Annotated in this window: 16 protein-coding genes; 13 read left to right on the top strand and 3 right to left on the bottom strand. The window is 41.9% G+C overall.

The annotated features are described in order from the left end of the window. Window positions 1-344: 344 nt before the first annotated feature. The gene (locus G327_RS0120450) at window positions 345-1,058 is read right to left on the bottom strand and encodes a DUF3379 family protein (protein ID WP_019616673.1); all 714 of its coding nucleotides are present in this window, start codon (window positions 1,056-1,058) and stop codon (window positions 345-347) included. Further along, a complete protein-coding gene (locus G327_RS0120445; protein WP_019616672.1) occupies window positions 1,051-1,617 on the bottom strand; it encodes a sigma-70 family RNA polymerase sigma factor in 567 nt (188 codons plus the stop codon). Before G327_RS0120445 ends, G327_RS0120450 begins: the two co-directional genes overlap by 8 nt. A gap of 228 nt (window positions 1,618-1,845) precedes the next feature. Between G327_RS0120445 and G327_RS0120440 the strand changes: the two genes are divergently transcribed. The 4 genes from G327_RS0120440 to G327_RS0120425 all read left to right on the top strand — a co-directional run bounded on the left by G327_RS0120440 (window position 1,846) and on the right by G327_RS0120425 (window position 4,238). Then, complete coding sequence (locus G327_RS0120440; RefSeq protein ID WP_019616671.1) at window positions 1,846-2,103, top strand: BufA1 family periplasmic bufferin-type metallophore; 258 nt, start codon at window positions 1,846-1,848, stop codon at window positions 2,101-2,103. 85 nt (window positions 2,104-2,188) lie between these two features. Continuing rightward, window positions 2,189-3,049 carry an MNIO family bufferin maturase gene (gene bufB, locus G327_RS0120435; RefSeq protein WP_019616670.1) on the top strand — a complete coding sequence of 287 codons (861 nt, stop codon included), beginning with the start codon at window positions 2,189-2,191 and terminating at the stop codon, window positions 3,047-3,049. Beyond that, window positions 3,039-3,782, top strand: a complete 744-nt coding sequence (locus G327_RS0120430) for an HvfC/BufC N-terminal domain-containing protein (RefSeq protein WP_019616669.1) — start codon at window positions 3,039-3,041, stop codon at window positions 3,780-3,782. Before bufB ends, G327_RS0120430 begins: the two co-directional genes overlap by 11 nt. 9 nt (window positions 3,783-3,791) lie before the next feature. Then, complete coding sequence (locus tag G327_RS0120425; protein ID WP_019616668.1) at window positions 3,792-4,238, top strand: DoxX family protein; 447 nt, start codon at window positions 3,792-3,794, stop codon at window positions 4,236-4,238. 67 nt (window positions 4,239-4,305) lie between these two features. Here G327_RS0120425 and G327_RS25250 read toward each other — a convergent pair whose 3' ends face one another. Beyond that, window positions 4,306-4,812, bottom strand: a complete 507-nt coding sequence (locus G327_RS25250) for a hypothetical protein (RefSeq protein WP_033298725.1) — start codon at window positions 4,810-4,812, stop codon at window positions 4,306-4,308. 291 nt (window positions 4,813-5,103) lie between these two features. Here G327_RS25250 and ccoN point away from each other — a divergent pair, with 291 nt between their 5' ends. The 9 genes from ccoN to G327_RS0120375 all read left to right on the top strand — a co-directional run bounded on the left by ccoN (window position 5,104) and on the right by G327_RS0120375 (window position 13,519). After that, window positions 5,104-6,534 (top strand): cytochrome-c oxidase, cbb3-type subunit I, encoded by a 1,431-nt coding sequence (gene ccoN, locus G327_RS0120415; RefSeq protein WP_019616666.1) that lies wholly within the window; start codon window positions 5,104-5,106, stop codon window positions 6,532-6,534. A 15-nt stretch (window positions 6,535-6,549) separates the two neighbouring features. Further along, the gene (gene ccoO, locus G327_RS0120410) at window positions 6,550-7,152 is read left to right on the top strand and encodes a cytochrome-c oxidase, cbb3-type subunit II (RefSeq protein ID WP_019616665.1); all 603 of its coding nucleotides are present in this window, start codon (window positions 6,550-6,552) and stop codon (window positions 7,150-7,152) included. A 60-nt stretch (window positions 7,153-7,212) separates the two neighbouring features. Further along, window positions 7,213-7,404, top strand: coding sequence for a cbb3-type cytochrome oxidase subunit 3 (locus tag G327_RS0120405; RefSeq protein WP_019616664.1), 192 nt, complete (start codon window positions 7,213-7,215; stop codon window positions 7,402-7,404). Next, window positions 7,404-8,363, top strand: a complete 960-nt coding sequence (gene ccoP / locus G327_RS0120400) for a cytochrome-c oxidase, cbb3-type subunit III (RefSeq protein WP_019616663.1) — start codon at window positions 7,404-7,406, stop codon at window positions 8,361-8,363. Before G327_RS0120405 ends, ccoP begins: the two co-directional genes overlap by 1 nt. A gap of 138 nt (window positions 8,364-8,501) precedes the next feature. Further along, the gene (locus G327_RS0120395) at window positions 8,502-8,978 is read left to right on the top strand and encodes a FixH family protein (RefSeq protein ID WP_019616662.1); all 477 of its coding nucleotides are present in this window, start codon (window positions 8,502-8,504) and stop codon (window positions 8,976-8,978) included. Then, on the top strand, window positions 8,978-11,371 hold the full coding sequence (locus G327_RS0120390; RefSeq protein WP_019616661.1) for a heavy metal translocating P-type ATPase: 2,394 nt from the start codon (window positions 8,978-8,980) through the stop codon (window positions 11,369-11,371). Before G327_RS0120395 ends, G327_RS0120390 begins: the two co-directional genes overlap by 1 nt. Before the next feature lie 40 nt (window positions 11,372-11,411). Continuing rightward, window positions 11,412-11,639 carry a cbb3-type cytochrome oxidase assembly protein CcoS gene (ccoS, locus tag G327_RS0120385; protein ID WP_019616660.1) on the top strand — a complete coding sequence of 76 codons (228 nt, stop codon included), beginning with the start codon at window positions 11,412-11,414 and terminating at the stop codon, window positions 11,637-11,639. Next, window positions 11,629-12,312 (top strand): sulfite exporter TauE/SafE family protein, encoded by a 684-nt coding sequence (locus tag G327_RS0120380; RefSeq protein WP_019616659.1) that lies wholly within the window; start codon window positions 11,629-11,631, stop codon window positions 12,310-12,312. Before ccoS ends, G327_RS0120380 begins: the two co-directional genes overlap by 11 nt. A 463-nt stretch (window positions 12,313-12,775) precedes the next feature. After that, entirely contained in the window at window positions 12,776-13,519 is a 744-nt protein-coding gene (locus G327_RS0120375) for an FNR family transcription factor (RefSeq protein ID WP_019616658.1), read from the top strand. The last annotated feature ends 114 nt before the right edge of the window (window positions 13,520-13,633 follow it).

Genomic DNA, 13,633 nt, shown 5'->3' with positions numbered 1-13,633 from the left:
TCTTGCTGGGCTTGAACCAGCGACACACGGATTAACAGTCCGTTGCTCTACCAACTGAGCTAAAGAGGAATTGTTTGTTCTAAATCTTTATTCTTTTATGAATCATCCGTCACTCGGATTATCATTCACTCCCGTTGCCCTATAAATTCAGCTAAAGAGGAATTATCATTTCTAACAAGCATTTATTTAAATGGCTGTGTTTTGAAGACGGGCGCAGTATATTTTTTGCAGATCTTTCTGTCAACAAAAAAGGCACATAAAAAAATTGGTTGCCGATAATTCAAGCAACCAATCACATATATGAGCATTTATTGACTGTTAGCTCCAGAAAAACAGAGCACTGTTTAAATATCCCACAGAATGTTTTCCTGCAGTTTTAACTGTATTTTTTCCAGAGGCTCATCTCTTTCGCCGACAATCACCACATTAGCATTGCCCATTTTCTCAGTTAAACCTTTTAAATGCTGATCATTAAATTTTTCAGCATCAAGAAAACCAGCATCATTAGGTACAACAAATACGGTAACACGGCCTTTTTCACCTTCCATTATCATATGTAAAGCAGGTGTGCCTTCAAAATTACAATAGTTAACAAACAAAACTTCCCCTAAATCAGACTGCGCCTTACCGCCGTAACTGGCGAGCTTAGCATTAACCATAGAAAGACTTGCCTGCTCGTTGATTTTAGCCGTGAAGTAATATTCCTGCTGCACATGTTTCATTGCAACCGTACCTATATCCAGCGGCGAATGACTAAGGGTATTTAATAAAGGCAGGCTGAGTCCGATAACAAAAGCAATGGAAGCGGCAATTGCAATATGCCAGCGGTTGCTTAATGCTCGGTTATTTTCAGCCTCGAAACTCTGCTCCAGCAGAATTTTATCAGCTAAACCATCGGGCACATCGACCTTTAATAAGGACTGCAGCTCTGCATCAAAGGAAAGAGCATCATTAACCAGTGCTTTATTCTTCTCATTTTCCGCAGCCCGCTGCAAAAACTCGTCACTTTTATCATTAGGTGTCGCAATTGCTGTATGGCGAAATAAAATATCATCCATGTGCTGCCCCGCTTTCTTTAATTACCGTTGTTAAAGATGACTTTAGTAAATTTTTTGCTCTGAATAGACGAGTTAGCACCGTATTTTTATTCAGATTAAGCTGGCTGGCGATCTCTTCTCCGCTAAAACCGGCAACAAGCTGCAGTAATAAAGGCTCTTTATACTCACTTGGCAGAGCTAATATTTTCCGTCTCAATAATTCATTATCCATTTCAGCTGATGAATCGTATTGATCTGCAACCTCATAATCCTCAATATCTACCATAGATAACTGCTTTCGCTCAAAGCGGCGCGCATTTTCGCGACGCAATATCGTAAATAACCAGCCTTTAGCTGATTTGTCATCCAATAAACTGTCTAGGCTTTTCCATGCCCTAAGACAAGTTTCCTGTACTAGGTCCTGTGCAATGTCCGGGTCATGACAGATCCAATATGCATAACGATATAGATCCGGACTATAGACATTGACAAGCGCTTCATAACGTTTCTGTTTTCTGTTCATATCTTTAAAGACCGATGACTCGGCACTTTTATTTCGCTTTCGAGTAAATATATTCATTTATTCCTTTCCCCAGAAAATTCCACATTACTTTTAATCCTTACAGCAATTCATAGGCGACTCTAACACACTGAAAATATACATTTATTGAGAAATGTTAAATTTAAGTTAGAATATTTTTAAATAATATGAAATTTTTTTGCTGAATACTCGGTTTATATTATTGATTACAACAACTATGGACGCAATTTCTGCTTAACTCATTTTATTATATAAAGGACGACTATTATGAAAAAAACAAATATGGCACTGGCGGCAACAGTATCAACTTTAATTGCAGTTGGCGGTACACTAGTTTCTTCACCGGCCATGGCGGCAAGTAAAGAAAAATGTTACGGCATTGCAGCAGCAGGCCAAAATGACTGTGCAACTAAAACCAGCTCATGTGCAGGTACTTCAAAAGTTGATAACCAGGGTGATGCATTTCTTGCTGTTCCAAAAGGACTCTGTGACAAAATTACAGGCGGCAGCTTAACACCAAAGTAAGCTTAAATATTCATTTTATACCCGGACCGCTTTAAGCAGTCCGGGTACACCCCCTCTTATTTGTTTTCATTAGGAAAAAAATTAAGTGAAAAATATTAATAAAGGCGCGGCTGGTATAGGTCTACGGGCACCACACTATAAGGATATACTGAACTTACAGCCCGATATCGGTTTCTTAGAGATTCACAGTGAAAACTACTTCAACCCGGACAGTCAGAATCATTTTTATCTGCACCAGATTGCTCAGCATTATCCAATGAGCTTTCATGGTATTGGTTTATCACTGGGCAGCAGTGAGCCGATTTGTACAAAACATTTATCTAAGCTTAAACAGTTAGTCGATATTTTTCAGCCCGCATTAGTTTCCGACCATTTAAGCTGGAGCTCACTGCAGGGTAATTTTTTTAATGATCTGCTGCCGATCCCTTATACCCGTGAAGCACTGCAGAATTTTGTCAATAATGTTAATCAGGTACAGGACTTTTTACAGCGTCAGATCTTAATTGAAAACCCCTCCTCTTATTTACAGTATAAAAATATCGATATGGGTGAGCCTGAGTTTATCAATGAAATAATCAGCCGGACAGGCTGCGGTTTATTACTGGATCTGAATAACATCTACGTCAGCGCAGCTAACCATAATTTTTCGGTCAACCAGTATCTTGAGGTCATCAATGACCGGGCTGTTCAGGAAATCCATTTAGCCGGATTTACCCGCAAACAAGTCAATAATGATTCAATTTTAATTGACAGCCACAGCAGTTATGTCAGTCAGGCAGTGTGGGATATTTATAGACAATATATACAAAATACAAAAACAGATGCTGTCACTTTAATTGAATGGGATTTAGAGATCCCGCCTCTAAGCGAGTTAATCAGTGAAAAAAACAAAGCTGAAAATATCAGAGAGAAAATTTTCAGCTTGGAGTGTGACTATGAAACTTAGTGAACTTCAGCACCAGTTTAGCGATGCACTGCTGTACAAAAATGACCTGATAAGCGGACAGATAAAAGAAAAAGATTCATTTTCCGGCAGGGATCTATTACAGGTTTACCGCAACAGTTTTGTAATGGGCGTAACAGAAGCACTTGCAGTGACTTATCAGCATACATTATCACTGGTAGGTGAAGAATTTTTTAATGCAGCCGCCAGACAGTTCATTTTACAGCAGCCGCCGCAGGAAAATAATATTATGACCTATGGAGATGGTTTCTGTGATTTTCTCAAAAGCTTAGAACAGCTTAAAGAGATGCCTTATATAGCAGAAACAGCACGCTTCGAATGGTTATTAGAACAAACAGCTAATACACACATACAAACAACAGTACTTGATGTAGATAAACTGGGAAAAGTGCAGCCTGAACAGCTCGCAGAAATTATTTTTCACATATCGCAGCAGGTAACTTTGTTTCACAGTGATCAGGATATTCAACATCTATATCAGATGCTCATTAATGAACAGGTACAGGAAGCAGATCTCAATCGCAGCTGCTGCATGGCACTCAAAAAACAGCCCGATTTTTCAGTTGAGCTTATAGCACTAACAGCACAGGAATACTCGCTGGCTGAGCAGATTAAACACAGTAGACCGCTGGGGCAGATACAACCGCAGGAGTTACATCAGTTTTTACCTGCGCTAATGGAAAAACACCTAATTAACGGATTTACACTGAATTAAGGAATATTTATGGATAAATTATTAGGCTTATATCAACACAGTGTGCAGAAAATGCACTGTTATTTCACGCCGCTGCTGCTGCTGTTCACTCGGCTTTGGGTTGCCAGCGTCTTTTTTAAGTCGGGCTATTTGAAAATAACCACATGGGACAGCACCCTGTACCTTTTTGAAGAAGAATATCAGGTGCCGATTCTGCCCTGGGAGCTGGCGGCTTATTTAGGCACGGCTGCAGAATTGATCTTACCATTTTTTTTACTGTTAGGTTTATTAACAAGACCTATGGCAGCCGTTTTATTTGTGTTTAATATTATAGCTGTTGTCTCCTATCCAGTACTTTGGGAAGGCGGCTTTTACGATCATAAACTATGGGGATTAATGATCTTAATAAATGTTGTCTGGGGAGCCGGTTTGATATCTTTAGATAATCCCTTAAAAAAACGTTTTTTAGCTAAATAAAATAAATTATAAGCAAACAAATGAACTGCTTCATGGGATTACTGAAGCAGGTCATTAGCAAAACATATTAACCTATCCCCTTAACCGCAAAGTCAAATAAAAGGACCTGTTTTACACCGTTCATTTCAATATTAATCTCTAACTGCCAGATCATCTCAGTAATACAGGATCCAACTAACGTTTTGGCGCTAAACAGTCCTTTTTTAAGCGGATTGAATGTAACCGGAATCCGTCCCATAAACATATCTTTACCGACGATTTTTGCATCCGTCACCTGCCAGTCTGGATTAGCACTTTTTAAGTTAAAGTTAATCCATTCTTCTGCCTGGATCGGCGGGTTATCAACACTCAGCCAGAAAGAGCCGTGCTCAGAGACAAACTCACAGGGAGTAAAATAATCGCAGCGCAGCACCTCTGCTGTATTCTGCGCGCTGTTTTCTACTGCTGCAGAAATCTTTTCGGCCGTTGCCGGCTGTTTTTCAGACGGATCTGCATTAAGTGTCCGCCAGGTAACCAGTGCCATAAAAACGACTATCATGACTAATAATTGTACAACTCTAGTTTTTGATAACATTTGAAACCCCTGTAAAAATAGTGGGTAACACCCATTTTTTAACATAAACGGTCGTTTTATTAACAATTTAACAACCAAATTCTGTTCATTTAATTTTTCTTCACGTAAACTTCCGCGCAAATAAAACATGTTTGAGCAAAATATGCAAAAAACATAACTTATTTCTGAAAAATGAGTACCTATACCCATGCTGCTTCAAGATGCAAAATCAGCAAAGCATCTTGAGGTAACATGGGTATATATTACGTCAGAATAGACGCACATTGTAAATAAATGCATGGAATCAAAATAATGACAACCGCAACTACAATTCAGCCTGACTACAACATGAAAGTTGTTCGTCAGTTTACACTTACCACCATTCTCTGGGGTATCATCGGCATGGCTGTCGGAGTTCTAATTGCCGCCCAGTTAATCTGGCCTGCATTAAACTTTGATACACCCTGGTTAACTTACAGCCGTTTACGTCCGCTGCATACTAATGCGGTTATTTTCGCATTCGGTGTTTCAGCATTAATGGCGACCTCTTTTTATGTTGTACAGCGTACCTGTCAGACCAAACTGTTCGGTGGAGCGCTTGCTTCCTGGGTCTTCTGGGGATGGCAGCTGGTTATTTTATCAGCCGTTGTTTCACTACCGCTGGGTTATACAACCTCTAAAGAGTATGCAGAATTAGAATGGCCGATCGGCATTTTAATTACTCTGGTATGGGTGATGTATGCAGTTGTCTTCTTTGGCACCCTGGTTAAACGTAAAACATCTCATATCTACGTTGCTAACTGGTTCTTTGGTGCCTTTATTCTAACCGTTGCAGTGCTGCATATAGTCAACAATCTGGCTATTCCGCTGTCTATGACCAGCATGAAGTCCTACTCTATTTATGCCGGTGCCGTTGATGCCATGGTGCAGTGGTGGTACGGACATAACGCCGTTGGTTTCTTATTAACGGCCGGTTTCCTGGGTATGATGTATTACTTTGTACCAAAACAAGCAAACCGCCCGGTTTATTCTTACCGTTTATCAATCGTACATTTCTGGGCTCTAATCGCAGTATATATCTGGGCCGGCCCGCATCACCTTCATTACACAGCACTACCTGACTGGGCTCAGTCATTAGGCATGGTGATGTCATTAATTCTGTTTGCTCCGTCATGGGGCGGCATGATCAACGGTATCATGACCCTTTCCGGTGCCTGGCATAAGCTGCGTACGGATCCTATTTTACGTTTCTTAGTTGTTTCTCTGTCTTTCTACGGTATGTCTACCTTTGAAGGCCCGATGATGGCGATTAAAACTGTAAATGCATTATCTCATTACACTGACTGGACAATTGGACACGTACACTCAGGTGCACTTGGCTGGGTTGCAATGATAACAATCGGTGCTGTTTACCACTTAGTGCCTCGTTTGTTTAATCAGAAAGGTATGTACAGTGTTGCGCTGATTAACCTGCATTTCTGGCTGGCAACAATCGGCACGGTTTTATACATCGTAGCGATGTGGATTTCCGGTGTTATGCAGGGGCTGATGTGGAGAGCTGTAAATGACGACGGTACATTAACTTATACCTTCGTTGAGTCACTGGAGAAATCATACCCGTTCTACACTATTCGATTTATCGGTGGTTTAGTCTTCTTATCGGGTATGTTAATCATGGCTTACAACACCTATAAAACAGTTACTGCAAAAGACGGTACTATCAAGCTTCAAGAGCTTGGGTAGTCAGGGAGTTAGATAATGAAACACGAATTTATTGAAAAAAATGTCGGTCTGCTGGCTATTTTTATCGTCATCGCAATCAGCCTTGGCGGCCTGGCTCAGATAGTACCGCTAATGTTTCAAAAAGAAACAAATGAACCGGTTGATACATTACGTCCGTATACCGCACTAGAGATGGAAGGTCGTGACATTTATATCCGTGAAGGCTGCAGTAACTGCCACAGCCAGATGATCCGACCTTTCCGTTCAGAAACAGAACGTTACGGTCACTATAGTGTTGCCGGTGAAGGTGTATGGGAACATCCGTTCCTGTGGGGCTCAAAACGTACAGGCCCTGATCTGGCCCGAGTTGGCGAACGTTACTCAGATGCATGGCATGAAGTTCACCTGCTTAATCCGCGCGATGTAGTACCGCAGTCAAATATGCCGGCCTACCCATGGCTCGCTGATAATGTGTTAACCGGTGAAGACACAGCGCGAAAACTGTCAATCTTCAAAAATAACTTTGGTGTTCCTTACACCGATCAAGATATTGCCGGCGCTAAAGAGGCTGTACAAGGCAAGACCGAGATGCAGGCATTAATTGCTTACCTGCAGTCACTTGGACATGCTTTTAGATAGTATGCTATATAAAGTATAACCTGGCGCTGCCGGGTAATACTTTCAAATACAAGAGATTTTATGGATTTCATGACTTTTAACGGGTTATATACCCTGTTCTTGATTGTTGTTTTTGTCGCTCTAATTTTATGGGCTTACAGTAAGAAACAAAAAAAGACTTTCGAAGATATCGCTAACTCGATTTTCGATGAGCCTCAAGACTCACCAAAGTCTGAAGGTGAATCAAGTAAACATACAGGAGCTAAGAAATAATGAGCATTTTCTGGACAATATGGATCACTGTCATCACGCTAATCGTTATCATCGGCTGTGCGGTGCTCCTTCGAATAACATCGAAGAATAATACCGGTGTTGAAGAAGGTCAGCCGATGCCGCACACCTTTGACGGCATTCAGGAATTAAATAACCCGCTGCCTAAATGGTGGACAGGTTTGTTCTGGTTCACTATCGTTATTGGCCTGCTGTATACTTTTGCATTTCCGAGCTACACAGCAAACTGGAACGGTTTACTGGACTGGACGAGTTCCGAGCAGAGTGTTATGTCGAAAGAAGAATCAGCGAAATTAGCTGAAACCTCTCATTCACAATACCAGCGTGAAATGAATGCAGCCGAAGAGAAATATGGTGCGGTATTCAAAAAACTCGCTTACGATGAAAATGGTGTTTATAAAGACATAGCATTAATCGCCCAAGATCCGGAAGCTGTAAAAGTCGGTCAGCGCTTATTTCTACAAAACTGTGCCCAGTGTCACGGCTCAGATGCCCGAGGCAGTACTGGTTTCCCTAACCTGGCTGATAATGACTGGTTATACGGCGGTGAACCGCAGGCGATTAAAGACAGCATCATGCACGGCCGTCAAGGAATTATGGCTGCCTGGAAAGATATCTTAGGCGAACAAGGTATTAAAGAAACAGCAGCTTATGTACTTAAGCTAAGCGGCCGCCGTGTTAACGCAATTGAAGCCCAAGCCGGTGAAGAACGCTTTGTTATGTGTGCAGCCTGCCACGGTGCAGACGGTACCGGCAGTCACGCGCTTGGAGCTCCGAATCTAACCAATAAAATATGGCTGTACGGCGGCTCTCGTAAAGCTGTTGAAGACTCTATTCGTAACGGCCGCAGCGGTGTCATGCCGGCCTGGTCAGAAATATTGGGTGAAGATAAAATCCATGTAATCAGTGCTTTTGTTTATTCCCTTTCTCAGGAAAAATAACAGCAGCAGAGTAAAGTATCTGTTATCTTAATTTGACATAAAAAGCCTCATCTTGAGGCTTTTTTTATAGCCTTCACAATTTGTAAATGCTATGTTAAATTCCCTTAAATTTGCACTCTATCTCTTTATAGGCACATCATGAATACAACTAATAATAAAAGCTGGTTTAAACAATTCTGGCCCTGGTTTCTAATCATTTTACCGATGACAGCCGTTGTCGGCGCTACCAGTCTTTTATTTACCGCATTAGATAATAAACCGGATATGGTGGTTGATGATTATTATTCAGAAGGCAAAGCAATCAATGAAGATCGTACACTGCTCAACAATGCTAAAAAGCGTAATATAGGGGCTGATATTAAGCATCAAGATAAACAGTTAATTGTTAAATTAACCGGCATTGATAGTAAAACCCCTATCAGCCTCTCACTACACCATTCAACATTAGCGGCAAAAGATGTCTCGCAGTTATTAACAGCCGATGCGGCCGGTAACTTCCGTTTTGAATCTGAAAATGAACTCAGCGGTAAATGGATGCTGCGTATTGACCCCTTTGATAAAAGCTGGCGTTTACAAAAAACCATTATTCTGCCGACAGAAAACTTCAGCCTGTAATGGAAAGAAAATTAAACTGCTTTCACTGTGGTGAGCCGAACCCTGCTGACAGTAACTTCCGGGTAACCATCAAGGGTATTTCCCAAATTATGTGCTGTCCCGGCTGTGAGGCCGTAGCACAAACTATTGTTGACAGCGGTTTAACCTCTTATTACGACCACCGCAGCGAAAATGCAGAAAAAGTAACTTCGCTAGTGCCTGAAGAGCTGCTGCAGCTTGAGCACTACGATATTGACCAGATCCAGGAAGATTTTGTTAGTCAGGAAAACAGCAGCAGCCAGATCACCCTGACCGTTGAAGGGATCACCTGCGCAGCCTGTGCCTGGCTAATCGAAAAACAGCTGCGGTTTTTACCTGGGCTGCACTTTATTAATGTCAATACCACGCTTAATAGAGCGGTTATAAGATGGGATAAACAACAGCTTAAACTCAGCCGCATTCTTACCGAGATCCAGAAAGTCGGTTATAAAGCCTACCCTTTTCAGGTTAATAAACAGGAAGCCTTTTATACTCAGCAGGTTAAATCCTATCTGCGCCGTTTAGGCCTTGCCGGTCTTGCAACCATGCAGGTCATGATGTTTGCCATTGCTCTATACTCAGATTTTTTCTCCGGTATGGAAGAAGAGTTTATCCATTACTTCCGCTGGGTCAGCCTTATTCTGGCAACCCCGGTCTTGTTATATAGTGCACAGCCTTTTTATGCCAATGCCTGGCGAAATATTCGTCATAAAACCTTAGGCATGGACATCCCTATTTCAATCGCTTTATTAGGGGCTTACAGTGCATCAGCTTATGCCACCCTGGTTGGACGCGGAGAGGTCTACTTTGAATCCGTTTCCATGTTCACCTTTTTATTACTGCTGGGCCGCTTATTAGAGCTTAGAGCAAGACGCAAAGCCTCAGAAACCAGCAGTAATTTATTACGCCTGCTTCCGTCGATGGCAACGTTAGTTGAAGATACCGAGAAACCGCAGCTGCAGACAATTATTCCGGCTAAAACGCTCACTGCTGGTCAGATTATATTAGTAAAACCGGGTGAAACCCTGCCGGTTGACGGCATTATTATTGACGGCTTAAGTAATATTGAAGAATCTATGCTCACCGGCGAACATCTGCCTGTCAGTAAGGGTAAAAATGCACCGGTCTTTGCCGGTACTGTTAATGTTACCAGCCCGCTGATTATACGCGTTGAAAAAGTGGCCGGTAACACCCTGATCGCCGACATTATTCACCTGCAGGACAGCGCCCAGCTCAATAAACCAAAAATTGAAATTGTCGCAGATATTATTTCCCGTTATTTTATCGGCGGCCTGCTTATCACGGCATCACTGACCTATATCGGCTGGAGCCTTATTGACCCGGATCAAGCTTTCTGGATAACCCTTTCTGTACTGGTTGCAACCTGCCCCTGTGCCTTATCTTTAGCAACACCGACCGCATTAACCTGTGCAACCGCCCAGCTTAACAAGCAGGGCATATTGATCAAACAGCACCATGTATTAGAGACCGTTAATAAGGTCGATCATATGGTTTTTGACAAAACCGGCACCTTAACAAAGGGTAATTTTTCACTGCTTAAAACGACTGTTTATAGTGATTATTCAAAGCAGCAGTGTATTGATATCGCATCGCAGTTAGAACAAATATCAGAGCATCCGATTTCTTTAGCATTCAAAAAACAGCAGATCAACCCTGTTGCTTTATGCAATGTCATCAACAAGCCCGGCCACGGCCTGCAGGCTGAATATGAAAAACAACAGGTGAAACTTGGTCATGCTCTGTTCTGCGCTGTTGATGAACTGCTTGACAGCAAAGAACTGGTTATTTATCTCACCCTTAATCAGCAGTTAATCGCAGCCTTTGAACTCGGTGACCAGCTGCGTGACAGCGCACCTGCTGCACTTGACTACTGTTTACAGAAAAACATTACCAGCACTATGCTCACCGGGGATATTTCAGCTAAAAGTGAAGAAGTCTGCTGTTTATTAAAAATCGACAACTTAGTTAAAGGTGTCACCCCGCAGGGCAAACTTGAGCATCTGCACAAGCTGCAGACAGAGCATAATGTCATGATGATCGGTGATGGTATTAATGATGCACCGGTATTAGCAGGTGCGCATGTATCCGTGGCATTAGCAGGCGGTACAGATATCGCCAAAAACAGCGCCGATGTTATTTTATTAGGTGAAGACTTAAATAAACTTAAAATACTCCGCCAGACAGCGCAGAAAACAACCCGTATCATTAAGGAAAACCTGGGCTGGGCAACCGGGTATAACCTGGTCATTGTACCACTGGCCGTTATGGGACACGTTCCCCCCTATATTGCGGTTTTAGGTATGTCGTTCAGCTCTTTGATTGTAGTGACTAATTCGCTGCGCCTGTTAAAATAAAGTGCTTTTATTCTGATAATTACCCTTAAAGGTTAATAAAATGAGCATCATTTACGTATTGATACCAATTGCCATGATATTTGTTGCCATCGCCGTCGCGGTATTCTTCTGGTCAGTAAAATCAAACCAGTATGATGACTTAGATCGTGAAGGCATTAATATTTTATTCGATGAAGAATTATCGCTAGGTACTTCAGATAAAGCAGCAGCCCCAGATAACCATGAAGTATCCACAGAAAATAAACCGGTAAACAAAAATGCTGATTAATGACTTTACGGCCGCTCTGCTGATCGGTTTATTAGGTGCTGGACATTGTTTAGGCATGTGCTCCGGTATTGCCAGTGCAATAACATTTTCCGTCAAAAAAGAGCAGAGCAGACAGTCTTCACTGTGGTCTCTGCTTTTATACAACCTAGGAAGAGTAAGCAGTTACTCTCTTGCCGGTGCTCTGTTTGCCGCCAGCAGCAGTGCACTTATTGTCTTCTTTGGCGGTAAAGAAGCCCTGATATATCTACGTATGCTGGCGGCCGTGCTGATGCTGTTTTTGGCATTATATGTGGCACGCATCTGGTTTGGTTTAATAAAACTTGAACAGGCCGGACAGTTTATCTGGAAATTCATCAAACCTGCGGCACAGCTGTTCATTCCCTTAAAACATCCGCTGTTTGCTTTTCCACTAGGATTTTTATGGGGCTGGCTGCCATGCGGTCTGGTTTATTCGACATTATCCTGGGCGGCCAGCAGCGGCTCGACCAGCAATGGCTTTATTATTATGCTTGGGTTCGGCCTAGGCACCATGCCGGCCATGCTGACTGTCGGCACTTTGAGCCACCAGTTAAAAGGTTTTCTTAACCATCACCTATTCCGTTATGGAAGCGGCTTATTACTCGCGGCTTTTGCAGTTCATACCTTTTATATCGCGATAAAACAACTAGGCTGAATATTCATTAATGAAAGAAAGGCACTTCTCAAGCTGCTGTTAATTACCTTATCAGCAGCCTTTCTGAGCCTCACATTTTCTAAAATAACCAGCTTTTAATATGCACCATAACAGCGCTGCACACATAAAAAATGGAAACGTATCCAGCGCCGACTGCAGAAAATCGCCTATGCACAATTTATGTACTTCCTTTAAACAATTGTTCTAATAACACACACTGCTGTTCAGGCTTATATTTTTTAAATCTGCTTCTAGTCACTACAGGTAATAATGCGTCTCATTAACCCATCTATCGCTTTAAACCCTGCACGCATAAGGGATTAACAAGGTTTTAACATACCTGCACAGCACACAATTTTTAACGGAAAAATGTCGGCTGCCGCCACAAATATTTAGAAAGTATTCAAAGCGACTTCAATTAATGCTAATATTGATTTAAATCAAAACTGGAAAGATAAGAACTATGGAAAAAAGCATTACTAATCGTGTGCAAAACGGCGGTTGTGCAATTCGTTGCCAAGACTGTAGTATCAGTCAATTATGTATCCCTTACTCTCTTAATGAAACTGAATTAGATCGTTTAGATAATATTATTGATCGTAAAAAACCCATTCAAAAAGGCCAGGAGATATTCAAAGCCGGTCAAGAAATGAAATGCCTGTATGCAATACGTTCTGGTACCCTGAAGTCTTACACGATCACAGAGCAGGGCGACGAACAGATCACCGCTTTTCATCTTGCCGGAGACCTAGTCGGTTTTGACGGTATCAGTTCAGGCACGCATCCGAGTTTTGCACAGGCACTTGAAACGGCAATGATCTGTGAAATTCCATACGATACACTTGATAATTTATCCACTACTATGCCGAAATTAAGACAGCAGATTTTACGCCTGATGAGCGCAGAAATTGTCGGCGATCAGAATATGATCCTGCTGCTTTCCAAGAAAAATGCCGAAGAGCGTCTTGCTTCTTTTATTCATAACCTGTCAGTTCGTTTTTCTGCACGAGGTTTTTCTCCCCGCGAATTTCGTTTATCAATGACACGCGGTGATATCGGAAATTATTTAGGCCTGACCGTAGAAACGATCAGCCGTCTTTTAGGGCGCTTTCAAAAAAGCAATATGATTGCAGTAAAAGGTAAATACATCAGTATCTTAGATGAGGAACAGCTAGCTGAACTAGCAGGTGCTAAGAAAAAAGATTGATATACAGCACTGTTATTAACATCCCCTCCGGCAAATAGCCTTTTCCGTGATGAAAAGGCTGTCAGTTTTATCTCTTCTGATCTAAATTATATATATCTTCAGTAGTTTATTGGG

The organism is Psychromonas ossibalaenae ATCC BAA-1528 (genome assembly GCF_000381745.1).
Classification (GTDB): domain Bacteria; phylum Pseudomonadota; class Gammaproteobacteria; order Enterobacterales; family Psychromonadaceae; genus Psychromonas; species Psychromonas ossibalaenae.
Note: the sequence above shows the minus strand (reverse complement) of the source record. Positions and strands in the feature narration are given on the sequence as shown.